General features: G+C 41.9%; 22 protein-coding genes and 1 tRNA gene. 6 read left to right on the top strand and 17 right to left on the bottom strand.

Features of this window, described 5'->3' with window-relative positions:
• Positions 1 to 22 precede the first annotated feature (22 nt).
• Positions 23 to 520, bottom strand: coding sequence for an RDD family protein (locus tag QNM16_RS18440; protein ID WP_284021832.1), 498 nt, complete (start codon positions 518 to 520; stop codon positions 23 to 25).
• A 248-nt stretch (positions 521 to 768) separates the two neighbouring features.
• Between QNM16_RS18440 and QNM16_RS18445 the strand changes: the two genes are divergently transcribed.
• Positions 769 to 853, top strand: a tRNA-Leu gene (locus tag QNM16_RS18445).
• 543 nt (positions 854 to 1,396) lie between these two features.
• A complete protein-coding gene (locus tag QNM16_RS18450) occupies positions 1,397 to 3,205 on the top strand; it encodes a sensor histidine kinase (protein ID WP_284021833.1) in 1,809 nt (602 codons plus the stop codon).
• Here the strand turns inward: QNM16_RS18450 and QNM16_RS18455 are convergent.
• From QNM16_RS18455 to QNM16_RS18485, 7 genes are all read right to left on the bottom strand, one after another.
• Entirely contained in the window at positions 3,202 to 5,031 is a 1,830-nt protein-coding gene (locus QNM16_RS18455; RefSeq protein ID WP_284021834.1) for a DUF885 domain-containing protein, read from the bottom strand. The genes QNM16_RS18450 and QNM16_RS18455 overlap by 4 nt on opposite strands.
• A gap of 159 nt (positions 5,032 to 5,190) precedes the next feature.
• On the bottom strand, positions 5,191 to 6,327 hold the full coding sequence (hemW, locus tag QNM16_RS18460) for a radical SAM family heme chaperone HemW (protein ID WP_284021835.1): 1,137 nt from the start codon (positions 6,325 to 6,327) through the stop codon (positions 5,191 to 5,193).
• Positions 6,324 to 6,917, bottom strand: coding sequence for an XTP/dITP diphosphatase (locus QNM16_RS18465; RefSeq protein WP_284021836.1), 594 nt, complete (start codon positions 6,915 to 6,917; stop codon positions 6,324 to 6,326). Before QNM16_RS18465 ends, hemW begins: the two co-directional genes overlap by 4 nt.
• 5 nt (positions 6,918 to 6,922) lie before the next feature.
• Positions 6,923 to 7,363 (bottom strand): DUF4426 domain-containing protein, encoded by a 441-nt coding sequence (locus tag QNM16_RS18470; RefSeq protein WP_284021837.1) that lies wholly within the window; start codon positions 7,361 to 7,363, stop codon positions 6,923 to 6,925.
• Positions 7,364 to 7,383: 20 nt separating this feature from the next.
• Entirely contained in the window at positions 7,384 to 7,917 is a 534-nt protein-coding gene (locus tag QNM16_RS18475; RefSeq protein WP_063360765.1) for a YggT family protein, read from the bottom strand.
• 11 nt (positions 7,918 to 7,928) lie between these two features.
• Complete coding sequence (gene proC / locus QNM16_RS18480; protein ID WP_284021838.1) at positions 7,929 to 8,750, bottom strand: pyrroline-5-carboxylate reductase; 822 nt, start codon at positions 8,748 to 8,750, stop codon at positions 7,929 to 7,931.
• A 16-nt stretch (positions 8,751 to 8,766) separates the two neighbouring features.
• The gene (locus QNM16_RS18485) at positions 8,767 to 9,477 is read right to left on the bottom strand and encodes a YggS family pyridoxal phosphate-dependent enzyme (RefSeq protein ID WP_284021839.1); all 711 of its coding nucleotides are present in this window, start codon (positions 9,475 to 9,477) and stop codon (positions 8,767 to 8,769) included.
• Between the two features lie 2 nt (positions 9,478 to 9,479).
• Between QNM16_RS18485 and QNM16_RS18490 the strand changes: the two genes are divergently transcribed.
• Genes QNM16_RS18490 through QNM16_RS18500 form a run of 3 tightly spaced genes read left to right on the top strand, consistent with a single transcriptional unit; the run spans position 9,480 to position 12,525 of the window.
• On the top strand, positions 9,480 to 10,529 hold the full coding sequence (locus QNM16_RS18490; protein ID WP_063360763.1) for a type IV pilus twitching motility protein PilT: 1,050 nt from the start codon (positions 9,480 to 9,482) through the stop codon (positions 10,527 to 10,529).
• Between the two features lie 3 nt (positions 10,530 to 10,532).
• On the top strand, positions 10,533 to 11,657 hold the full coding sequence (locus QNM16_RS18495) for a PilT/PilU family type 4a pilus ATPase (protein WP_211036195.1): 1,125 nt from the start codon (positions 10,533 to 10,535) through the stop codon (positions 11,655 to 11,657).
• Positions 11,632 to 12,525 (top strand): hypothetical protein, encoded by an 894-nt coding sequence (locus QNM16_RS18500; protein WP_284021840.1) that lies wholly within the window; start codon positions 11,632 to 11,634, stop codon positions 12,523 to 12,525. The genes QNM16_RS18495 and QNM16_RS18500 overlap by 26 nt, the downstream gene beginning before the upstream one ends.
• A 1-nt stretch (position 12,526) precedes the next feature.
• Here QNM16_RS18500 and ruvX read toward each other — a convergent pair whose 3' ends face one another.
• The 6 genes from ruvX to QNM16_RS18530 all read right to left on the bottom strand — a co-directional run bounded on the left by ruvX (position 12,527) and on the right by QNM16_RS18530 (position 16,879).
• Positions 12,527 to 12,982 carry a Holliday junction resolvase RuvX gene (ruvX, locus tag QNM16_RS18505; RefSeq protein WP_284021841.1) on the bottom strand — a complete coding sequence of 152 codons (456 nt, stop codon included), beginning with the start codon at positions 12,980 to 12,982 and terminating at the stop codon, positions 12,527 to 12,529.
• Positions 12,983 to 12,986: 4 nt separating this feature from the next.
• Positions 12,987 to 13,544: a YqgE/AlgH family protein gene (locus QNM16_RS18510; protein ID WP_063360759.1), complete on the bottom strand. Its 558-nt coding sequence runs from the start codon at positions 13,542 to 13,544 to the stop codon at positions 12,987 to 12,989.
• A 19-nt stretch (positions 13,545 to 13,563) separates the two neighbouring features.
• Positions 13,564 to 14,523 carry a glutathione synthase gene (gene gshB / locus QNM16_RS18515; RefSeq protein WP_284021842.1) on the bottom strand — a complete coding sequence of 320 codons (960 nt, stop codon included), beginning with the start codon at positions 14,521 to 14,523 and terminating at the stop codon, positions 13,564 to 13,566.
• A 107-nt stretch (positions 14,524 to 14,630) separates the two neighbouring features.
• Positions 14,631 to 15,365, bottom strand: a complete 735-nt coding sequence (gene rsmE, locus QNM16_RS18520; protein WP_284021993.1) for a 16S rRNA (uracil(1498)-N(3))-methyltransferase — start codon at positions 15,363 to 15,365, stop codon at positions 14,631 to 14,633.
• Between the two features lie 97 nt (positions 15,366 to 15,462).
• Entirely contained in the window at positions 15,463 to 15,939 is a 477-nt protein-coding gene (locus QNM16_RS18525; protein WP_063360756.1) for a hypothetical protein, read from the bottom strand.
• A 46-nt stretch (positions 15,940 to 15,985) separates the two neighbouring features.
• Positions 15,986 to 16,879, bottom strand: a complete 894-nt coding sequence (locus tag QNM16_RS18530; RefSeq protein WP_284021843.1) for a DUF350 domain-containing protein — start codon at positions 16,877 to 16,879, stop codon at positions 15,986 to 15,988.
• Between the two features lie 80 nt (positions 16,880 to 16,959).
• On the opposite strand from QNM16_RS18530, the gene glnE reads away from it, so the two are divergent.
• Positions 16,960 to 19,755, top strand: coding sequence for a bifunctional [glutamate--ammonia ligase]-adenylyl-L-tyrosine phosphorylase/[glutamate--ammonia-ligase] adenylyltransferase (gene glnE / locus QNM16_RS18535; RefSeq protein WP_284021844.1), 2,796 nt, complete (start codon positions 16,960 to 16,962; stop codon positions 19,753 to 19,755).
• Positions 19,756 to 19,774: 19 nt separating this feature from the next.
• Here glnE and QNM16_RS18540 read toward each other — a convergent pair whose 3' ends face one another.
• From QNM16_RS18540 to tolC, 3 genes are all read right to left on the bottom strand, one after another.
• Complete coding sequence (locus QNM16_RS18540; protein WP_284021845.1) at positions 19,775 to 20,383, bottom strand: TcpQ domain-containing protein; 609 nt, start codon at positions 20,381 to 20,383, stop codon at positions 19,775 to 19,777.
• 29 nt (positions 20,384 to 20,412) lie between these two features.
• Complete coding sequence (gene lpxL, locus QNM16_RS18545; protein WP_284021846.1) at positions 20,413 to 21,336, bottom strand: LpxL/LpxP family Kdo(2)-lipid IV(A) lauroyl/palmitoleoyl acyltransferase; 924 nt, start codon at positions 21,334 to 21,336, stop codon at positions 20,413 to 20,415.
• 125 nt (positions 21,337 to 21,461) lie between these two features.
• Entirely contained in the window at positions 21,462 to 22,811 is a 1,350-nt protein-coding gene (gene tolC, locus QNM16_RS18550; RefSeq protein WP_284021847.1) for an outer membrane channel protein TolC, read from the bottom strand.
• Between the last annotated feature and the right edge of the window lie 74 nt (positions 22,812 to 22,885).

Raw genomic sequence — 22,885 nt, forward strand, 5'->3', positions numbered from 1 at the left:
CAATGGCGCCTTTTTTGAGGTCCTAATCTAAACTATCGTAAACTTTTTTATTTTCTTCTTTGCTCAGTACTAGCACCTCAGTCCTACATAGCAAATCTTGTAATGCGCGTTTGTGCTTAATATCAAAGAGAACAAGTAAGTTCCCCAACCCTAATAAGGCTGCCAGGCTTCTCAGTATAGCTTGAGGCCAAGTTAGCAATTGACCATTGGGGTTTTGTACTTTAAGTCGCCAAGCTCTCATACCGATTGTTTGACCGCTCTTTGTCCAGAAATAAGAAAAGAAAGATACTGACACTATAACAAGCAAAGATGAGCGGCTGTAATACAAAGCTGGCGTTGATTGAATGAGAGCAGAAACATCTTCATGACCTTCTAGCGAATACCAGCCTAGAGATATCATACCTTGAACCAAGCCCAAGAAAACCACTGTTGTGAGCATCGCAAAAGCAATAACAACGAGCGCATCATATATTAACGATGCAACCCTTCTATTAAACCCAGCACGAGGAAAAGCAGACATTTAAAAACCTATATAAAACTGTATCGCAATATTCTACACATAATATAGGCACGAATTGATAAAACCTCGATATTTTATGATTTTGGTCAAATACACAGCACTTGAACATATTTATTAAAAAAACTGCTTGCGGGGCTGTCACATATTTGTATAATGCAGGGCATAGAGACGAGGGCAAATAAAAAAAGCCTAAGCTCAAAGTGGTTTTTCTTTATCTTCTCCAAGTTAGAAGATTAAAGAAAAATGATGCCAGTGTGATGGAATTGGTAGACATGACGGATTCAAAATCCGTTGCCTTCGGGCGTGGCGGTTCAAGTCCGCCCACTGGTACCACTTTTTATAGCCTCAGATTTTTCTGAGGCTTTTTTATTTCTATTTCAATATTTTACACTTCATATTAATGCCTGCATTTACATTATAAAAATCGCTCTTAATGAATTTGATTTTTAAGTTTTATGCTATTTTTGTAGCTTTATTGGCGCTTTATAAACACTCAGTAGATAACTCTTCTCTTTTGGGGAAAGCTTAAGCCCTTCGAGAATTTCCATATCGATTTTGACAGGTTCGTCGTGTCTAATCATGTAAATAATAGAGTCAGCAAGACGTACTTTATTTCGTGTGGACATTTGTATGTAGGTTGTATAAATAACAGCAGGTACTATGAGTATCAATAATACGAATAGGGCTATGAAAATTTCCATTTTGTTTCTCGCAGGCAGTAGTCAAAAACAATGATGTCAATTGTTGGCATAAAATAGTTCATAAAAAGATAATATGACTTTGAAATGCCCACTTTTGAGAAAAAGTTTAATGAATACCATAATAATTTTCTTCGACTAAACTTTAGTTGGGGCGAAATATAGTTTGGGGAAGATTGTGCAGTTAAGGCAGTCACTTTTACTTTTTAAAACAGCAGCTGTGGGTTCTGCTATCGTGATCATTGTTGCGAGTTGGTTTCTGTATGATCAGTTGCAGCAAACAAGACTGTTAAATGATCATCTGTTTCAACTACAAACACAGATCCAGCGTTTACTTGACCAAGAAGAGCGCTTTCTGATAGAGCGTCAAAGAGATAGTCTATCTTCCATTGAAGATGATAGGTTCTCTTACAGAGAAAGCTACAGTGTCTTGCTCAGTATGTTAGTTGCCCAACAACGAGATCTAGATCTATTGTTTAAGTTAGATGAGGAAGTAAAACGTTTTACTCTTAAATATGAACAGCTTGCTTCAATGCAAGCGCTATTAGGGTACGATAAAGAGGAGGGCGTTTACGGTAACTTTAGACGGCAAGCACATGCGTTACAAGATATTGCCAAGCAAACCTCACACCCACAATTAGAAATACTTTTGCTTGAATTACGGCGTCGAGAAAAAGATTTTTTGTTGCGACTCGACCCAAATTATTTATTAATACATCAAGATCTATTAGCTCGGACAGAGCTGCTCATTACTACCCAGTTTCCCGAAAAGTCGCAGGACTTGATGTCTATACTAAACCAGTATCAACAAGGATTTAAGACTTATATTAGTGTGTTGCAGAAGCAAGGGTTAGATCACAGTCAAGGCGTCAGGGCTGAATTACATCAATTAAAACTCTCAATCAGAAGCCACTTTGAGGTTGTATCAAAACAACTGTTTAATGAAGACTTGACTGAGAAGCAAAACTTAATCCTCACATGTCTTGTGATCATTGTACTTATTAGCTGTTTTAGCCTGCTTTTGTTGTACATTCTTAATACCCGTATTTCTGAGCATATTATTTCTATCAGCCGTGTACTCAAAAACGTTGCACAGCATGAGGATTTTTCGATTCGCGTTAATATCGATGGAGAAGACGAGATTGCTCAAATAGCCCATCATTTGGATAGTTTACTTGCATTTATAGAAACGTTGCTGGAACGTCTAAGTGCAGCTCAACAAAGATTGATTGAAGAGGCGAAAATGGCCAGTTTAGGAAATATGGTCAGCGGTTTTGCCCATGAGCTTAATACGCCGTTAGGTGTGGCAATTACTAGCCAATCTCACCTGAAAGAGCAAGTTGAAGTGCTTAAAAAGGACTTGGAATCAGGACAGTTGCAAAAGCAGACATTAACAAACTTGATAGCAGAGGCTGAGTCTGCACTGTCTCTACTAGAAAACAATTTATTGAGGACAGCCTCTTTAATTGATGACTTTAAAAAAGTATCGGTACAACAGGAATATGATGAGATACAAGAGTTCAACCTGAAGGCTCTTGTGAGTGGTGTGCTTGATTGCTATCAACATGAGTTAAGCGCGCCTGATTACCATATGGAGATAGAAATTCCAGAGCAGTTAATGCTCAAAAGTTACCCAAATGTATTTGTTCAAGTTTTTACCTATAGCCTCAGTAACTGTATTCAGCATGCAAAAAAAGAAGGTCAATTACTTAACATAGTTATTTCAGCTTTGGTCGTAAACGATTATATACACCTTTATATTAAAGATGATGGTAAAGGTATAGATAAAGAGTTATTACCTGTTATTTTCGAGCCATTTATCACAACACAAAGAAATCAAGGTGGTATAGGGTTAGGTTTAAGTATTATTTATAACCTAGTGACACAAAAGCTAGGCGGGGAAGTGAAAATACAAAGCCCCGCGCATGGCGGGGCTTGTTTGCATATTATTTTAGCTAATACGTCTTTTCGATTAGTGGGGGGTTAGCTTTTTTTGCTCGCAACCCATTGATCGACGAATTGCTCTAGTACGTTAAGTGGAACTGGTCCATTTTTAAGTACAACATCGTGGAATTCACGGATATCAAACTTTTCACCCAGTTCTTTTTTAGCAGCTTCACGAAGCTCAACAATTTTGATCATACCGATTTTGTATGCTGTTGCTTGGCTTGGCATAACAATATGCCTTTCAACCATTTTAACGGCATCAGACTTAGCATTAGGCGTGTTGTTTACATAGTAATCAATACCTTCTTGGCGCGTCCACTTCATAGCGTGGATACCAGTATCAACAACTAAACGACATGCACGCCATAGCTCCATCGCTAGACGACCGAAGTCAGAATAAGGGTCTTCATACAAGCCCATTTCTTTCGGTACTAGCTCAGAGTATAGACCCCAACCTTCTGTGTAAGCGGTATAGCGGCCAAACTTACGGAACTTAGGCATATTTTCAAGTTCTTGAGCAATTGCAATTTGCATGTGGTGACCAGGTACACCTTCGTGGTAAGCCAAAGCTTCCATTTGGTATGTCGGCATCGCTTCCATGTCATACAGGTTTGCATAGTAAATGCCTGGACGAGAGCCATCAGGTGTAGGCTGCTGATAAAACGCTTTACCTGCAGCTTTTTCACGGAATGCCTCTACACGCTTAACAATCATGTCTGCTTTTGGTTTTACAATGAAGAGTTCATCAAGGCGAGACTTCATGTTGTCGATCATAGCTGTGGCATCAGCAAGGTATTTAGCTTTACCTTCTTCGGTATTTGGTAGATAGAACTGCTTATCTGTTCTCATAAACTCCATGAATGCTTTAAGGTCACCTTTGAAGCCAACCTTTTCTTTGATTTCGCGCATTTCGTCATGGATACGAGCTACTTCTTCTAAACCAATTTTATGGATTTCTGCAGCTGACAGTTTAGTTGTAGTTGTACGTTCAAGTGCCACATTGAAGAATTTTTCACCTTCAGGGAACTTCCATACGCCATCTCTATCATCAGCACGCTTTTCAAGCTTATGTAAATAACTAATCAATTTGCTATAAGCTGGTTTTACAGCAGATGTCAAAGCGTTGTTTGCTTGCGTAATTAACGCGTCTTTTTCGCTTTGAGAAATCTCTAATTTTGCGACTTTTCTTTTGAAGTCAGCTAATAATGTTGAATCATCGCCAGCTGCGAATGGCGCGCCTTTGATGATGTTTTTGCTTGACTCGATAACATGAGGAAATACAAACTTAGGCGCGATAATACCCGCATCAGCGCGTTTGCCTAAATCTTCGATGAGTTGGTCGAAGACATTGGTTACGCCGTTTAAACGAGCAATATAAGCTTTCGCATCTTTCACATCAGAGATCTGATGTTGGTTAATCAAAAATGCAGGGATCATCGAGTGAGTGCCAAACATTTGATTCACAGGGTAAGAGTAACGACGCCATTTAAAGTCTTCGATTTCTTCTTCTAAACCTTGCTTAAATAGGTCATAACTTACTTGAGTTTGCAGGTCTAACTTACTTCTGTCGATGGCATTAATAGCAGCAAGGTCTTGCTTGACTAGCTCTAGATCTTCTAGTTGACGTGCGTCAGAGCCGTCATCCCATTTATCATAGTCTTTTTTGATACCTAGGTAGGTTTGGTAGATAGGACTACGCATTACACTGCGATTAAATGACTCTTCAAATAACGCATTTGCTTTTTCTACTTCACTTTGAACAACTTGTTGCACAGGAGTGACTGGTTTTGGTTGCTCAGCTGTTTGCTGACAGCCTGCCAGTAACGTTGCTGATATTGCAGCAGCGATGATGGTAAGTTTACGCATGTTTTACCCTTTTTTCTTTTTAAATCTTGTAGACATCATTAGTCTAACTGAAGATAAACCTCAGTGTAGGCCATTATATGCTAAGCGGCGAGCTACAGCTAGAATATGCATTAATGCATATTTTAGCTAAGTAATATCCGTACTGCATGTCACCTAAATTTAGACAAACAATTCTAACAGGTCATTTAAATACCTGTGTCCTTTATTTGTTACAAACCATGAATCACCTTGCATCTCTAATAACCCTAAGCTAATTGCGTGGTTCAATTGCTGTTCTATTTCAGATTCTTGCAGCCCTGTATACGCAGTGAAATTAGATTTAGGTGTTGGCTCTAATAGGCGAAAAGTATTCATAAAAAATTCAAAGGGCCTATCTTCCGGTGCGACATGCCAGCTGTCATACAAGTAAGGTTTCGTGAGATCCATATAGCCTCTTGGGTGCTTGACTTTGACAGTACGTAAAATCTGGTTTTGATCTGGTAGCGTAATTTTACCGTGTGCGCCGCAGCCAATTCCTAGGTAGTCACCAAAGCGCCAGTAATTCAAGTTGTGTTTGCAACGATAATTAGATTTGGCGTAGCCAGATATTTCGTATTGCTGATAGCCATGTTCTGCCAATAATGTTTGACCAGCTTCTTGTATTGCCCAAAGGGTTTCATCCTCTGGTAATTTTGGAGGCTTAGACGCAAATTGGGTATTAGGCTCAATGGTTAATTGATACCAAGAAATATGGGGGGGATTTAATTCGATGACTCGTCGTAAATCGCTTAATGCATCGTCAATAGTCTGATTTGGTAGACCGTGCATCAAATCCATGTTGAAACTGTTTAAACCTGCGTCATGTGCCTCAGCTGCTGCATTTAAGGCTTCTTGTTCGCCATGAATGCGCCCTAGCGCTTTGAGTTTATCACTTTGCAAGCTTTGTACGCCGATTGATATGCGGTTAATACCGGCTTGCACATAATGTTTGAAACGATCGCTTTCAACGGTACCCGGATTAGCTTCTAAAGTAATTTCAATATCATCTTCAAAACCAATCAATGCTTCGATTTGTTCGAGCAAGTACACATACGCATCACCAGAAAGTAAGCTAGGTGTACCACCACCAACAAAGATACTATGTAGCTTTCGACCTTGTACAAGATGTAAATCTGCTTTGAGGTCGTCTAGAAGGTGACCAATATATTCTTGCTCAGGGATAGTGCCTTTTTGGCTGTGGCTATTGAAATCGCAATATGGACATTTTTGCACGCACCAAGGCACGTGCACATATAAACTTAATGGAGGGAGATTCACAGGGTACTCTTAAAGTGGGTCATTAATTGTTGCAGTGCTTTCCCTCTATGGCTAATGGCGTTCTTTTCTTCCTTTGTTAGCTCTGCGGCCATTTTTTGTAAACTTTCGACCCAAAAGACAGGATCATAACCAAAACCACCGTCACCATGCTGCAAGTTGGCGATGGTGCCTTCCCAGCTCGCTTGGCAGATCACGGGCGTTGGATCTTCAGCATGGCGCATATATACCAATACACACCAGAATCGAGCAGTGCGATAGTCATTACTTGCCATAGCGTCGAGTAATTTATCAATATTTTGCTGATCGCTTGCGCCGACTCCAGCAAAACGAGCTGAATACACACCAGGTGCGCCATTAAGTGCGTCAACCTCTAAACCTGAGTCATCAGCGATGGCTGGCAGCCCGGTTTCTTTGGCTGCATGGCGGGCTTTAATGATGGCATTTTCCACAAAAGTAGTGCCGGTTTCTGCCACATCTGACACCTCAAACTGACTTTGAGGTAATACTTCTATTTGCAGAGACTCAAGCATACCGCCGAGTTCTTTTACTTTGCCTTGGTTGCCTGTGGCCAGCACGATTTGTTTTGTCATATTTTTTAATCTACGTAGAACTTTTGTTGAAACTTTAAGGTTTGATGTTCATTGCCTTGTTGAATACTGAGCTCAAAGCGATAAACATCTTCATTGTAATAATCAAGTTGAGTGAGGTAATAAATGGCGTCACCCTCGACGACCTGCTTAAAGGTAAGCGGTTTTTTATTTCCCAATAAGTTCTTAGCAAATCCAGAAATTTGCACCTGTTGTGCTGTTTTTGCTTTATCTGTGGCTAGAACAGAAACGTTGATTAACGCTTTATTTTCATTGCGCACAACACCATATGCTTTGGCGACACTAGGTTGGATAAAGGTAGATGGGAAGGCAATGTAATGCACTTCCCAATTACCTAACCTCTTGAACTGGCCCCCAGACTCCGAATCTTGCGTATGGCCTGTAAAGGAAATCACTAAAAGTAAAACTGCTAAAAGATATACTCGCATAGTACCTCACTCACATATGCTTAATGCATAAAATCCATGACCAAACGTTGTAAGAACATCATGCCAAACAGCACCACCATAATAGATAAGTCTAGCCCACCTAGAGGAGGAATGATTTTTCTTACTGGGCGTAACAGTGGCTCTGTTAGTTGCTCGAATACAGCGGCGGCAGGGTTATATCCTTGTACTACCCAACTTAAAAGGGCACGAATAATCAAAATCCAAAAAACCAAACTAAATGCTTCTTTAAGTAAGGTTAACAGTCCACCAAGCGCTGCTGTTGCTGGGTCCCAGTAGCCACTGAACACCAACATTAATACAGACAGCTTGGCACCTGCGACGATAAATGCAAGGACCAAAGAGGCCACATCTATGCCTGCAAAGCCAGGGATAATTTTACGTAGGGGGTTCACTGCAAATGAGGTTGCTTTCACCACAGCTTGACTAACCGGGTTGTAAAAATCGACGCGTGCCCACTGCATCCAAAAGCGCAGTAGTACGACCATTAAAAACAGGTTAAAAACGGTTTCAATTAAAAAATGCATTGCACTCATTTAGAGGGTCCTTAAATTTGTGTTTCCATTTCCTCAGCACGGGCGATACAAGCATCCATCGCATCTGCCACGGTTTGAGGAAGTTGATTGGCTTTCATTGACTCAATAGCTGCATGAGTGGTGCCTCCTTTTGAGGTGACGTTTGCACGCAACTGTTCTAAGCTCACATCTGGCTGCGAGACAGCCATTTGGGCGGCTCCCAGCGCTGTTTGCTGCACAAGCTGCCTCGCTTGCTGCTCATCAAATCCTAACTGACGGGCTTTTTCCTCAATCGCCTGCATAAACAGAAAAAAATAAGCAGGAGAAGAGCCTGTCACAGCAATGATGTCATTGATCTCACTTTCTTCTTTGAGCCAAGTCGTGATGCCTGTGGCGCTAAAAATCGTGTCAACGAATGCTTTTTCCTGATCATCAATATCCTGACTAAAGAGTCCGGACACACCGAGGCCGACCAGTGATGGGGTATTTGGCATACAGCGAACGAGTTTGGTGTCACATTGCAGCATGTCTTTTAAACGTGAAATAGTAATACCCGCGGCAACAGAAATGATTACTTTATCGCGTAAATCAAGATTTGCTGATTTGAAAGAGTCACACAATGCTTCCATCATCTGCGGTTTTACCGAAAGCACCACAATGTCAGCACGCGCAATGGCATCTAGGTTATCACTGGTTGTTTGCACTGCGAAGTCGCTTGCAACCTTTTCTAGTTTTGCTTGATTGCGATTAGTTGCAATAATATTTTGAGCGTTGAATCCATTTTTTAGCATACCGCCAATAATGGCATAGCTCATGTTTCCTGTGCCGATAAATGCAATTGTTTTGTTAGACATATTCTGTGTTTGGCCTTTATTGTCTTTTTCCAAAAATATCAGTACCAATTCTTACCATATTGGCACCAGCTGAGATGGCTGGTTCTAAGTCACCACTCATACCCATAGAAAGTGTATCGATATTAGGATATTGGGTCTTTAGTTTATCAAAGCAATCTTTCATTTGCTGAAAATATTGTAGTTGCTGGGTTTCGTCATTGGTTTGAGCGGTGATAGTCATCAAACCTCTTAAAGTTAACTGCTTCGAACTCTCTATAAATTCAGCGAGTTCAGACAGCTCTTCTAGCATGCAGCCTGATTTTTTCTCATCACCGCTGATGTTTACCTGTATTAATATATTTAACGGCTTTAAGTTGGTTGGACGCTGTTCACTTAAGCGCCTAGCAATCTTTATCCGGTCAACACTTTGCACCCAGCTGAAGTGCTCAGCAATGTGCCGAGATTTGTTTGATTGAATTGGCCCGATAAAGTGCCAGTCAATGTCGCGATAGTTTTTGAAATGTATTACTTTGTCGACGGCTTCTTGAACATAAGACTCACCAAATAAGCGCTGCCCAGCATCATAAGCTTGTTGGATTAGTTCAATGGGTTTCGTTTTAGATACAGCTAAGAGCTGAACAGGATCAGAAATCTGATTATTTTGCTCTGCTTTTGTGATGCGATCGTAGGCGTTATTTAGCCGTTCTGCTATTGTAACCATATTATTATTTGCTCGTAGTGGAGTCATAGATGGATATTACTGAATTATTAGCCTTTAGTGTGCAACATAAAGCGTCGGATCTACACCTTTCATCGGAAGTTTCCCCGATGATACGCGTGGATGGTGACGTACGTCGCATAAATATTCCCGCTTTAGAAGCGAAAGACGTAAATAGCTTAATTTACGATATTATGAATGATAACCAGCGCAAGGACTATGAGCAAAATCTTGAGGTGGATTTTTCGTTCGAAGTACCAAATTTAGCGCGATTTCGTGTCAATGCCTTCAATACCAGTCGAGGACCTGCAGCAGTCTTTCGTACCATTCCAAGTCAGGTATTAACGCTGGATGACTTGGGGGCGCCGGATATTTTTAAGAAAATCGCTGATAACCCACGTGGGCTCGTGCTGGTGACAGGTCCTACGGGGTCAGGTAAGTCGACTACGCTTGCTGCTATGGTGGATTACATCAACAGTTGCAAACATCATCATATTCTAACTATTGAAGACCCGATTGAATTTGTACACCAAAATCAGTTGAGCTTGATAAACCAGCGTGAAGTGCATAGAGATACGCATAGTTTTAATGCGGCACTGCGCAGCGCGTTGCGTGAAGACCCTGATGTTATCTTGGTCGGTGAGTTACGTGATTTGGAAACTATTCGCTTAGCAATGACTGCGGCAGAAACTGGTCACCTCGTGTTTGGCACGCTCCATACTACGTCGGCACCTAAAACCATTGACCGTATTATCGATGTTTTCCCTGGTGAAGAGAAAGACATGGTTCGTTCTATGTTATCTGAGTCCTTGCAAGCCGTTATTTCTCAAACTTTAATTAAAAAAGTGGGCGGTGGACGAGTTGCCGCTCATGAGATCATGCTCGGTGTACCGGCAATTCGTAACTTAATTCGTGAAGATAAAATTGCGCAAATGTATTCAGCGATTCAAACGGGTGCACTGCACGGCATGCAAACGATGGATCAGTGTTTGATGAATATGGTTAATCACGGTTTGATCACAACGCAAGATGCGCACGCGAAAGCGCATGATAAAAACCAGTTTGGTGCAGCAGGGTTTTAACGTATGGCTTTAATAGATTATTTACAATTGATGGTAGACAAAGAAGCGTCGGACTTGTTTGTCTCATCTGGGTTGGCAGTCAGTGCAAAAATTGATGGTGAGTTGCGTGCACTGGATGAGGATGTATTAGACAGCGATGGCGCTTTAGCCATGGTTGAGTCTGCCATGTCAGAGACTCAAAGGCAGCAGTTCCACGCTGAAAAAGAATGTAATTTTGCGGTTGCCAATGATGCGGGTCGTTTTCGTGTGTCTGCATTTTGGCAGCGAGATTGTGCTGGCATGGTTATTCGACGTATCGTGACAGACATACCAGATGTGAATCAGCTCGGCCTGCCTTCGGTATTGACTGATGTGATCATGTCTAAGCGCGGCTTGGTTTTATTTGTAGGTGGTACGGGCACGGGTAAATCGACGTCGTTGGCTGCCTTGCTTGGCTATCGTAACCGAAATCAGCGAGGTCATATTCTCACTATCGAAGACCCGATTGAGTTTGTGCATGAACACCGTAAAAGTATTATTACGCAACGGGAAGTAGGACTTGATACCGAAAGCTTTGAGGCCGCTCTGAAAAGCTCTTTGCGTCAAGCGCCAGACGTAATTCTGATTGGTGAAATTCGTTCACAAGAAACTATGGAGTATGCTCTGAGCTTTGCAGAAACGGGTCATTTATGTGTCGCCACTTTGCATGCCAATAATGCTAACCAAGCCATTGACCGTATTATGCATCTTGTGCCAAAAGAAAAGCATGATAAATTAAAATACGACTTGGCGCTGAATTTGAGAGCGATTGTTGCTCAGCAATTAGTACCAACTTCCAAAGGGGAAGGCAGGGTTGCGGCCATTGAGATCTTACTAAACTCTCCTATGGTTGCTGAATTAATCAAAAAAGGAGACATAGGTTCAATTAAGGAAACTATGTCTAAGTCCAAAGAGATGGGCATGCAGACTTTTGACCAAGCGCTGTTCGAGTTGTATAAAGCACAACGTATAAATTATGCCGATGCGCTCCATCATGCTGACTCACCCAATGACTTACGCTTGATGATCAAGCTGCAAAATAACGAGCAAAAAGGTGCTGGGTTTTTGCAAGGGGTTACCATTGATGGCCTGGATAGCAAGAAAAACTAAGCTGCTGGGCTTTATCGCTTGTTATTATTTGAGCCTAGTCAATATATGCTGGGCTCAATCAGACTATGTGGATATCTACATCAGAGACGATGTATATATGAACTACACGGCTTTATTATCAGGGCGCTCACCACTTGAAGTAGATAATTTTGGTGGACAATTTGTGCGTCGAGATGTCATTGATATGGTGCTATTGCATCAAGCGCTTCTCCTTGGTGGCTTTAACAAACCATTTCGTTATCGCCCCGGTAATGTTAATTTCCGAGATTCCAACTTACTTGATCAGGGTAAGCAGCTATTGAGCTTTGATACTTATTGGTATGAAGAAGCACAGCTCAAAGCAGATAAGCTATTTGTAAGCGATCCGGTGATCCGCAAAGGTGAATTCTTTGCAGGGATCTACTATGCAAAAGACAATAAACGAATGGAGCGCATTCAAACATTAAGTGATTTGCAGCAGCTTACAGCCGTATCGTCAAGCCGTTGGCCAGTCGATTGGTACACGCTGAGTCGGTTGCCTCTTAAAGAGCTGGTGGATGAGCCTAACTGGCCTTCTCAAGCTCAAATTGTGAATAAACAGTGGGCTGATTTTATGTTGATCCCTTTAATGCCTGTATTAGGGAATGACTTTCGATTAGCGAACATCAACTTAGTGTCTCACCCAAAGTGGGTTATTTTACTTGATAGTAGCCGACACTTTGTGGTTTCAAGGTTACACCCTGATGGTGAGCGGGCATTTATCGCACTCCAGAAGGGTCTAAAAAAGCTTCGTAAACAGGGGAGAGTCCAAGATGCATATCGTCAAGCTGGATTACTCCCTGATCTGACCAAATATAAACAATTGAATGTGCAAGAAAGTGAAGAGTAAGCTACTCTTCATCCCACATTTGTTCAAAAAAGCTCTCTAAGATAATCACCGCAGACATACCATCAACGTTATCTTTTGCTAAAGAACGATAACCGCCTTGATCAAACAACCTAGCTTTGGCATCTGTTGTTGTAAGGCGCTCATCTTGTGTTTCAACGGGTAAACGGTAATTATTATGCAAACGATTAGCGAACTTCTTTGCGGAAAAGGTGACTTGTTGATTGGTGCCATCCATATTGAGAGGCAAGCCAACCACTAATAAATCGGGTTTCCAGTCGTTTACGTGTTGCTCAATATCAGGCCAATTTGGAATGCCATCTCTTGCCTTTACAGCTCCTAGGCTGGTTGCTGTACCTGTGACTTCTTGGCCTATGGCCATACCAATACTTTTTGTACCAAAATCAAACCCCATTACGGTGCGTTGACCTTTTGGGGTTTTTGGTTTTTTGTTACTCATTCTGTTATGCGTGTCCTGCTTGGTTGCTAAGCTGTGCGATATCTATGCCCAGCATACTGACGGCTTTTTCCCATCTTTTTTCTGGTGGCGTACTGAATATAATTTCCGGATCGGCTTGAATAATAAGCCAAGAGTTCTCTAAGATCTCTTTTTCCAGCTGGCCTTTCTCCCACCCTGAATAACCGAGCGTAATGATAAAAGCATCAGGGCTATCATGATAGGTAAGGGATGCAAGCACATCTTTAGAGGTCGTTATCATGATGTCTGAGCTGAGCTCTTTACTTGAGGCATAGCCTATTTTGGGCGTATGTAACACAAACCCTCTGTCCGTATGCACCGGCCCACCGGCAAAAACCGTTTGCTCGGCAGCACTGCTGTCCTTATCATTATCGATTTCAATCTGATCGAGCAATTCACCCACAGTTACATCAATGGGATGATTTACTATCAATCCCATTGCGCCTTCTTCGTTATGTTCACAAATGTAGGTAACGGAGCGTTTGAACATCGGGTCCTGCAAGTTAGGCATTGCGATAAGGAAGTGATTAGCTAATGATTGCATGCGAGACCCCTTCTATAATTTAACTTTCAGTATGGTTGAGTTTTGCTTCAATCGCATCAAAAAACTTGTCCATAATAGATATATCGTACGCAGCTTCGATTTCCTTAACACAAGTTGGTGCGGTCACGTTGATCTCAGTTAGCTTATCGCCAATGATATCTAAGCCTACAAAGAGTAACCCTTTTTCTTTTAGAGTAGGTGCAACTGCCTCTGCAATTGTGCGATCACTATCACTGATAGGCCTTGCTTCACCACGACCACCAGCGGCCAAGTTACCACGTGTTTCGCCGCCTTGTGGGATACGTGCTAAACAGTAAGGAATGACTTCGCCATCAACGACTAATACGCGTTTATCTCCTTGTTTTATTTCAGGGATATAATTTTGCGCCATCGCAAATCTGCTACCGTGCTCTGTCAGTGTTTCACAGATCACACCGATGTTAGGGTCGTTGTGTTGCACTCTAAAAATAGAAGCCCCACCCATACCGTCGAGCGGTTTTAAAATAATATCTTGATGTTTATCTAAAAAGGCTCTGATCTGCGCTGCGCTTCGAGTAACGAGTGTGTCAGGTGTGTGCTCACTGAACCAAGCAGTGAAAAGCTTTTCATTGGCATCTCTTAAGCTTTGCGGCTTGTTAACAACTAGGGTGCCAGCCAATTCTGCGCGCTCTAAGATATAGGTTGCATAGATATACTCAGTATCAAAAGGCGGATCTTTGCGCATCAAAATAACATTAAGGTCACTTAATGCGATGTCTTGCTTATCTTCTAATTCATACCAACGGCTCTCATCATCAAACACACGGGCTTTTGCGGCTGTTGCTCGGCCTTCACCTTGGTACATGTACAGGTCGTCCATTTCCATGTAATACAGCTCAAATCCACGTTGTTGAGCTGCCATCATCATGGCAAAACCGGTATCTTTTTTGATATTAAAACCACTGATTGGATCTGAAACTATTCCAAGTTTGACTGCCATCGCCGTTACCTTATGTGTTATTTTCGATGTAAGTGAATAAGTGCTTAGCAGCCAAATCACCATGACTGACTGCTAACTTACTATAATATGAGGGCTTATAAACGGATTTAAAGGGCCAAATCTCCAAACTGTAACTGTAAAGCACTTAAAACAGTTAATGCAGCGGTCTCAGTTCGTAGCACTCTAGGTCCAATTTTTATGTCGATAAACCCTTGCTCTGTTGTGTTAGTCATTTCGTCATCAGTAAAGCCACCCTCAGGCCCAACTAAAAAGCGCACACCTTGCTCCGGTGCTGGCAAAGTCTTGATAGAGTGATCTGCTCTTGGGTGTAAAGTGAGTTTTAGTTCTTCACTTTGTTGACTTAACCATTGCTCTAACGAGATAGGCGGGTGCACGATAGGAACGAAGTTCCTGCCTGATTGTTCGGCCGCAGAAATCGCAATTTTTTGCCATTGCTGGTGTTTTTTGGCCAGCCGTTCGCCACTGAGTTTCACACCGCATCGAGTGGTAAATAATGGTGTTATTTCACTGACACCGAGCTCCACTGATTTTTGGATAGTAAAGTCCATCTTATCACCACGAGAAATACCCTGTCCAAGGTGAACTTTTAGAGGTGACTCGACGCATTTATCGACAAATTCGAAAGGGGTAACCTCGACAGTTTTTTTTGAGATAGTGGTGATCTTTGCTAAGTATTCACCACCGTGTCCGTTGAACAGACTGACGTGTTCACCTTCTTTCATTCTGAGTACACGCGCAATATGCCCTGCAGCATCCTCATCTAAAGTCGTCGGTTGATTAATGACTAAGTCCGATGGTTGGTAAATATGTGGAATTCGCATAGTGTTGAACGTCTCAATTGAATATGCGCTCATGTTAAGGTTTTCGTGGCCATGAGTCTAGAGAACATGACTGGTGATTGAGTATGGCGTCACAGCGTTAATCTGTGGTATCCGTTTTCAATACAACAAATTCGCTAAATGTATCGTGCTTGGTTGCCGCTAGACTAGAGTTACACGTTAGGTGGTTATTGTTAAAAGCGTCATTTACTCGGTGATAATCGTAGCCATTGGCTAATTGTTCAATGGTGTAACGTTCTGCGTGCAGTGAATTGAAGATAAATTTTTGCTTTTCGTCAGCTAGATTGTAGTCGAGCGCATATATGAGCACCCCTTGGATCTTGTGGTGCTCATGTAAGTACGTTGCAAGCTCAGAAACGCTTATCTCATTGTCAAAGTCACAGTAACTGTAATCCTTGATTTGATCTTTAAACATCATTTTGAGCATTTGCTTTGTATTGTCGCCAGCGATAATTAATTGACTGGGGGTGTCAGGGGCAAGAGATTTAACAAACTCTACAAATTCCTGACTGAACTCCCAGTTGCTGTCTACAAGTAAAAAGTTATCTAATTTCAAGGACGTAAGTCTCCAGAATTAAGATATCCATAATCTAGTTAGGCGTTTAAATTGAAAACATGTTTATTAGTAAATAGCCCATGCTACAAAAAACAGCAAATTCTAAGCAGGCGACCCCAATATTATCTTGGTGGTCAACCTCTAGACCTATATCTACTTTTGGCAGCACAATGACGACCATTAAACGACTAAATATGTACAATAAAAACCACATAAAAATAGAATGTATGACCACGGTGAGTAGGTTATCAACGATTTTATCTGGGTAGTTCGGTGCGCTGTGTAATCCTGCATAAATAGCCAGTGCTAAACCAATCGTTTTTCCAGCATAGCGGATCCCTATCGAAGTATTGGCCAAACTAAAATTATACTGTAAAGATGCGCCTTGATTTTTTCTCGCAAATCGAGATTCACGTATCTTGCTATCAAGTGCAAAGACCCCCTGTAAAAACAAAAAGCAGATGCTCACTATAAGTAGCGCTTGCAGTGAGCTTGGCGTTAACCAGTGATACAAGCCAAGTACCAAAATACAATTGCCTATCAGCATGCCAGAATCGACAAGCGCTGCGCAGACGTTTTGTTTGAGGATGGCTTGTGTCTCGTTAAAGCGGTATAGGATCCACTTCCTATGAATTGCTTGGCCAATATAGATAAAGAACCATATCAGTATAAGTGGTAGCACGATCTGAGTGTGTAACTGTGACAATTCAAATGTCTCTAAGTGACCAAAAAAGTATCCAGTGCTTGCACATAACACCGCAACTTTTGCTGCATAGTTAATGCCTAGCGCAAAGTTGTCATGTTGAGCTAACTCTTTTTTTAAATGCATTTTGGCACGCATTTGAACCGTGACTCTCAGACACATTAATGCCACAAAGGCGAGAAGTAAACCGCTTAAAAAGGTCAAAAAATTGCTGTTTTCTAAAGACAAGTAACTCATGCTCAGTGTAAGGTTGTTGTTATTTAGCGTTACTATAACATCGCACAACAAATGAGCCATAAATCACTGGAGGTTTTTCTATGGAACAAGGCCAATTAAGTCCCGAGTTAACAGCTTTAGCGCAGCAGCGTTTTACTGAGCTATTTCCAGGACAAGCTTTAAATCCACAAGCTTTGAGGCTATTGGCACTCAGTGACTTCGCTTATCGTATACTCTCTCAACATCCACAGTGGTTGGATTGGTTACTTGATGAAAACGCGATGAATTGCAGAGATATAGAACCAGCACTGACAGGCGAGCTGGAAGTGTTAACAGAGGCACAGTGCTTTGTTCAATTAAGAATTTACCGCAAGCGGTTTTGGTTAAAACTGATGTGGCTTGATTTGGTGATGGGTAACGATATTGCTGACAGCATTGAATACCAATCGAAACTCAGTGAGCAACTCATTGATAGTGCTAATCAATGGGCATGTACTCAAGTCGCTAAAAGCAATGGTATGCCACTGGATGACGCGCAATCCCCGTTACCCATGCTTGTGTTGGGTATGGGAAAGCTGGGCGGACAGGAACTTAACTTTTCATCTGATATTGATTTGATATTTACCTATCCACTGTCGGTGAAGACGCAAGGTGGGCGCCGCAGTATAGAAGCGCAAGTTTTTTATACGAAGGTGGCCCAAAAGTTAATCGCTGCGCTTGACCAGCGAACGGCTGATGGACAAGTATTCAGGGTTGATATGCGCTTAAGGCCATTTGGAGAAAGCGGCCCGCTGGTCATGAGCTTTTCTGCGATGGAAGATTATTATCAAGATCAAGGCCGAGAGTGGGAGCGTTATGCGATGCTCAAAGCGCGCTTACTCGGTCAGCCAAACCAGTATTGGGATGAGTTTAAAGCGTTAATCAAACCTTTTGTATTTCGCCGATATATTGATTTTTCTGTGATTGAATCGCTGCGCAAAATGAAACATATGATAGCGCAAGAAGTGAGAAGAAAAGGGCTGATCAATAACATTAAATTAGGTGCTGGTGGGATCAGAGAGGTTGAGTTTATTGTTCAAGCGTTGCAAATGATCCGAGGTGGGCGAGAACCTGATCTGCAGACCCCATCACTATTAAGTGCATTGAGTATATTAGCGCGACAAGAGGTGATCCCGAGCTCTGTAGCATCAGGATTGAAATCGCAGTATTTGTTACTGCGTCGTGTTGAGCAGTATTTGCAAGCTTTTAATGATGAGCAAACACAAACTTTACCAGATGACACGCTGAATCAAAACCGATTGTGCGCATTGTTAGGCCTGCCAGAATATGCGCAGCTGGTGGATTATCTTGAACAGGCTCAAGCCCAGATAAGGGCTGAGTTTTCTCAGGTGATTGGTGAGGAGCCCCATGATACGCAGGCGTTAAAAGCATGCTTTATATCTGCTTGGGAATATCAGGATGTGAGCTATCTAGACATTGAATTCAGTGAGCAAGCGCACACCTTGTGGCAAAACACTTTGAATCTTTTTTACACAGATATAACCAAAAAACAGATCGGTGTGCGAGGGCGTGATGTGCTTGATAAGTTAATGCCTTTGGTACTTAGTGAAATTACGCCATTAAACTCACCGCAAGTGTTAGAGCGTGTGCTTGGTGTGATTTCTAAAGTCGCTTCTCGAACTGCTTATTTAGAGCTGCTTTATGAAAATCTAGGCGCACTTAAGCAGCTGATTAAGCTGTGCTCTCACAGTGCATGGATTGCACAGCAGATTGCACGATATCCTATTTTGCTAGATGAGCTTATTGACCCTGCTGTGCTTTATCGCCCGCTGCCACTTAATGCATATTACAATGAAATCCAACAGTATTTTTTGCGTATCGATCCTCAAGACCTTGAACTGCAAATGGAAGCGCTCCGTCAATTTAAGCAAACACAACAATTGCGAATAGCAGCTGCGGATGCAACAGGGGTGTTAGATATTATGAAAGTGAGCGATCACTTGACGGCTTTAGCAGAATCAATAGTCGCCAAAGCCGTTGATATTGCATGGGGGCAAATGACAGTACGCTATGGTGCACCTCAGGGGACTTCATCAGAGGCAAAAGGCTTTGCGGTGATAGCATATGGTAAAGCCGGTGGATTTGAATTGGGGTACGACTCTGACTTGGATCTGGTGTTTGTTCACAACTGCGATGGCCAGAGTAAAACGACAGGTGATAAATCAATCGCCTCAAGACAGTTTTATCTTAAAATGGCGCAGCGTTTGATGCATTTATTTAATACCCGTACGCTTTCGGGGATTTTATATGAACTAGATACTCGATTGAGGCCAGAAGGTAATTCAGGCTTACTTGCCATTAATATTGAAAGCTATCACCAATATTTACGTGAGCAGGCTTGGACATGGGAACATCAGGCACTGGTGAGGGCGCGTATGATAGTAGGCGAAGAAGTGATGGCGAAACGCTTTTATACGATACGACATGATATTTTGTGTCAGCAGCGTGATACAGCAAAGTTGCAATCAGATATTGTGACAATGCGTGAAAAAATGCGCCAACATTTATCTCAAGACTCTTCGCTTGTGTTTGATTTAAAGCAAGGCCTAGGTGGTATGACGGATATTGAGTTTTTAGCGCAATATCTGGTATTGGCATTCGCTTATGACTATAAAGCTTTGACACGCTACTCGGACAATATTCGGATCTTCGAACTGGCCAGCCAAGAGTCGGTCATAAGTAGTGATGAAAAAAGCACGCTTACACAGGTTTATTGTCAACTAAGAGAGCATTATCACCTTAATAGTTTGAATAGTTCAGGTAAAACAGTGGATGCTTCACTAATGTCTGAGCAAAGCAAATATGTAAGAGAAATTTGGCAGGCCTACTTGCAGTAGTAGGCCTTAAAATCAGAACTTAGTTCGTTAGTCTGCGGCAATTTTCACGCACGAAGACGGAGGGCTTTTCAGTTATCACAGCCGCACGTTGGCGGTGGCAGAAAAAGGTGTATACCTCGAATTCGAAATCATCATTGATGGCACGACCGACTTGATACAGGGCACTGACAAAATCGGAGTCAACTCGAAAGTTTTGTTTTACAACATAATCTTTACTCAGATACCAAAATAGTTGGATATCTTCTTGCTGCGCGTAATTGGTAAGCACACTTTTTAAAGTATTACCCATTTCAAAACGGCGAGGTTGGCTCTCTCCCGTCCACCTCTGGTGAGTTGGCTTTACGACTAGTCCGCGTTGAGCAAGTGCATCATCGAGTGGGAAAGTGGGTTTACCAATATCCATGACAAACTTTTCTCGCTCAGTGTCACGTTCATTAACGCGGTTTCTGTAATTAGCGTAAAACTGTGAAAGGCCTTGGGCGGCGGCATTGGTCGTTTCCTTGAACTCCATTTTTGGAATATTACCGTATAAAAAATAATACGCTGCCCACACTAATATCGCGCCCAGCGTAAGGTGCCTAGTCCAAAACCACATTGCCGATATTCGTTTTTTATTTTTTCTAGCCATTATTTTAGTTCGACGTTGTTATTCAATTATTAATAATACGAAGGCGCATCTTTATCTGGTCGTGTTTTGAAGCGTCTATGTAGCCACATATATTGATCAGGTGCTTCCATTATCGATTGCTCCATTCGCTTATTTACGCGTGTGACATCATGGTTTTCATCATTACTTGGAAACTCAGCCATCGCAGGTTGAATAGTAATATGGTATTTACCTTGTTTATCACGTAAACCAACTAAGCTCAATGTCTCACACTTTTGACTAGAAGCAAATAGTAATGTACCCGTTGTTGTTGCTGCATCGGGTACTGCAAAGAACGGTGCAAATTCACAGCGCTTTCTACCATAGTCTTGATCTGGTAGGTAATAACATACCTTTTTATTATGCAGTGCTTTGAGTAGCCCTTTCACATCTCGTTTGCCAATCAAAAATTCATTAGAGCGCAATCGACCTTTAGTCATGAAGTATTCCATGAGGGGATTATTATGGGGACGATAAAAACCAATACCCTGAGTATTCGTTCCCAGTACTCTTCCTAACATTTCTAAATGCAGCATATGCGGCACAAGGAGTAAAACACCTTTGCCATTGTTACGCGCTGTTTCAAAGTGTTCTAACCCTGAAATAGATCCGACAGCGCGCTTAACACGCCATTCTGGCCACCACCAAGCCATACCGGTTTCAAATGTAGCGATACCAGTATTTTCCATATTTTTTAATACCATGGCATTTCGCTGTTGCTCGTCCATATCCGGAAAGCACAGTTTGAGGTTGACTTCAGCAATTTTACGACGCTTTTTCAAAAAGCGATGCACAATTCGACCCAGCAGTTTGCCAAGCATGAATTGCACATTTTGTGGTAGCCAAGATAAAGAGTATAAAACGATAACACCGATCCAAGTTAGCCAGAACTTAGGTGCTAAAAATTGCAGTTTAAATGTTGGATTATGGACCAAGTGAAATACTCTCGTACAGCTATAAAAGAGCGTAGTTTATCGATAACAGCTGTGATGCTCAAGTAGCGGCGGAGAATGGTGGGAAATATCAGACCAGCTAAATGCTGATCTGATATTGAATGCAATTAAAGTGCAGCTTGAAGGCCTCTGTTGATCGCTTCTAAATCTGCTCGGCTTAATTCGCCAGATGCTTGCTTTAACTGTAGAGTTGAAACAATGTATCTATAACGTAAGTTAGCTAAGTCACGTTTTGCTCTATAAAGGTTTTGCGTGCTAACTAGTACATCTACGATTGTACGAGTACCTACTTCAAAACCAGCTTCAGTCGCTTGTAATGCACTTTCCACTGAAACAACCGCTTGTTCCAGTGCGCGATAAGTTGCAACATTTGACATCACTTGGTTATATGACGTGATAACAGAGCGTGTCACGTTACGCATTGATGCTTCTAAATCTTCGCTTGCGGCAACATAAAGTGCTCGAGCTTGATCGGTTGCAGCAACAGTGCGTCCACCTGAGTATATAGGTACATTAAGATTTAGGGAGATGTTTGTTGAATCGCCGCGTGGTGCAAGTTCTCTACCTGGAGAGTTTGCGAGCGAATCTCCATGAGTCGCTGTCAGTGAAAGAGTTGGATAGTGGCCAGCTTGTGCTAAGTCAATTTGATCTTCTGCAATTTCTAAAGATGCTTTTGCAACTTGTAGTGCTAAGTTTTTCTCTTTCGCAATATCGATGAAGTCATCTGATTTTCGATTTGGTTTAACTGTAGAAAATTTATCAGTATTGAGAGCATTCAGCTTCGAGTGGTATTTTCCTGTAATCGTACGCAGCGTTTCACGGGCTGTTTCCACGTCATTCGTTGCAACAATTTCATTGGCCACTGATTGGTCAAACTGAGCTTGTGCTTCGTGTACATCGGTGATTGCAGTCAAACCGACTTCATAACGTTGTTTGGTTTGCTCTAGCTGACGTTCAATTGCGCGTTTTTCAGCTTGGACAAACTCTAATTTATCAAGTTCACTTAAGACATCAAAATAACCCTGAGCAATGCGAACAATCAGATTTTGCTTCTCTTGTTCGTATTGTGTTATTGACTGCATTGCACGCTTCTCTGCAATTGTCAGGCTTTCCCAAACACCCATGTTAAAAATGGTTTGGTTCAGTGTCAGAGTACGGCCGAAAGAATCATTCCAGCTGTCCATCACTTGGTAGCCAGTTGCATCGGTTTGTGAATTAGGTGCGCCAGTCGTATCTGTATCAGAGTAGCTAAAGCTTAAATTTAAAGAGGGTAGTAACTCGCCAAGTGCGCTGTCCTGTGCATATTTTTGTGCATCCGCGCTTGCTTTTGCACGCAAAACAGTAGGATCATTTGCAGTTGCAATATCGTATACTTGTAATAAGTCTTCTGCGTTAGCGGCATTGCTTGACAAAGCACAGCTCAAGCCAACCAGCATAGATAAAATGGTTTTTTTCATTATTTGTGCAGTCCTTAGACAATTTTGATGTCAGCATGTTACCTTGTTTTAAAACAAAATCCCAACGGCTAACC

The sequence above is a fragment of the Pseudoalteromonas umbrosa genome (genome assembly GCF_030125375.1).
GTDB lineage: Bacteria > Pseudomonadota > Gammaproteobacteria > Enterobacterales > Alteromonadaceae > Pseudoalteromonas > Pseudoalteromonas umbrosa.

What these genes read in the sequence shown, in the direction of transcription:
- QNM16_RS18500 (WP_284021840.1), top strand. Translation starts at nt 11,632, where the DNA reads ATGGCCTGGATAGCAAGAAAAACTAAGCTGCTGGGCTTTATCGCTTGT.
- QNM16_RS18530 (WP_284021843.1), bottom strand. Translation starts at nt 16,879, where the DNA reads ATGAGTTACTTGTCTTTAGAAAACAGCAATTTTTTGACCTTTTTAAGC.
- QNM16_RS18470 (WP_284021837.1), bottom strand. Translation starts at nt 7,363, where the DNA reads ATGCGAGTATATCTTTTAGCAGTTTTACTTTTAGTGATTTCCTTTACA.
- ruvX (WP_284021841.1), bottom strand. Translation starts at nt 12,982, where the DNA reads ATGAGTAACAAAAAACCAAAAACCCCAAAAGGTCAACGCACCGTAATG.
- gshB (WP_284021842.1), bottom strand. Translation starts at nt 14,523, where the DNA reads ATGGCAGTCAAACTTGGAATAGTTTCAGATCCAATCAGTGGTTTTAAT.
- QNM16_RS18440 (WP_284021832.1), bottom strand. Translation starts at nt 520, where the DNA reads ATGTCTGCTTTTCCTCGTGCTGGGTTTAATAGAAGGGTTGCATCGTTA.
- glnE (WP_284021844.1), top strand. Translation starts at nt 16,960, where the DNA reads ATGGAACAAGGCCAATTAAGTCCCGAGTTAACAGCTTTAGCGCAGCAG.
- QNM16_RS18490 (WP_063360763.1), top strand. Translation starts at nt 9,480, where the DNA reads ATGGATATTACTGAATTATTAGCCTTTAGTGTGCAACATAAAGCGTCG.
- tolC (WP_284021847.1), bottom strand. Translation starts at nt 22,811, where the DNA reads ATGAAAAAAACCATTTTATCTATGCTGGTTGGCTTGAGCTGTGCTTTG.
- QNM16_RS18465 (WP_284021836.1), bottom strand. Translation starts at nt 6,917, where the DNA reads ATGACAAAACAAATCGTGCTGGCCACAGGCAACCAAGGCAAAGTAAAA.
- QNM16_RS18540 (WP_284021845.1), bottom strand. Translation starts at nt 20,383, where the DNA reads ATGGCTAGAAAAAATAAAAAACGAATATCGGCAATGTGGTTTTGGACT.
- proC (WP_284021838.1), bottom strand. Translation starts at nt 8,750, where the DNA reads ATGTCTAACAAAACAATTGCATTTATCGGCACAGGAAACATGAGCTAT.
- rsmE (WP_284021993.1), bottom strand. Translation starts at nt 15,365, where the DNA reads ATGCGAATTCCACATATTTACCAACCATCGGACTTAGTCATTAATCAA.
- QNM16_RS18455 (WP_284021834.1), bottom strand. Translation starts at nt 5,031, where the DNA reads ATGCGTAAACTTACCATCATCGCTGCTGCAATATCAGCAACGTTACTG.
- QNM16_RS18475 (WP_063360765.1), bottom strand. Translation starts at nt 7,917, where the DNA reads ATGAGTGCAATGCATTTTTTAATTGAAACCGTTTTTAACCTGTTTTTA.
- QNM16_RS18510 (WP_063360759.1), bottom strand. Translation starts at nt 13,544, where the DNA reads ATGCAATCATTAGCTAATCACTTCCTTATCGCAATGCCTAACTTGCAG.
- QNM16_RS18495 (WP_211036195.1), top strand. Translation starts at nt 10,533, where the DNA reads ATGGCTTTAATAGATTATTTACAATTGATGGTAGACAAAGAAGCGTCG.
- QNM16_RS18485 (WP_284021839.1), bottom strand. Translation starts at nt 9,477, where the DNA reads ATGACTCCACTACGAGCAAATAATAATATGGTTACAATAGCAGAACGG.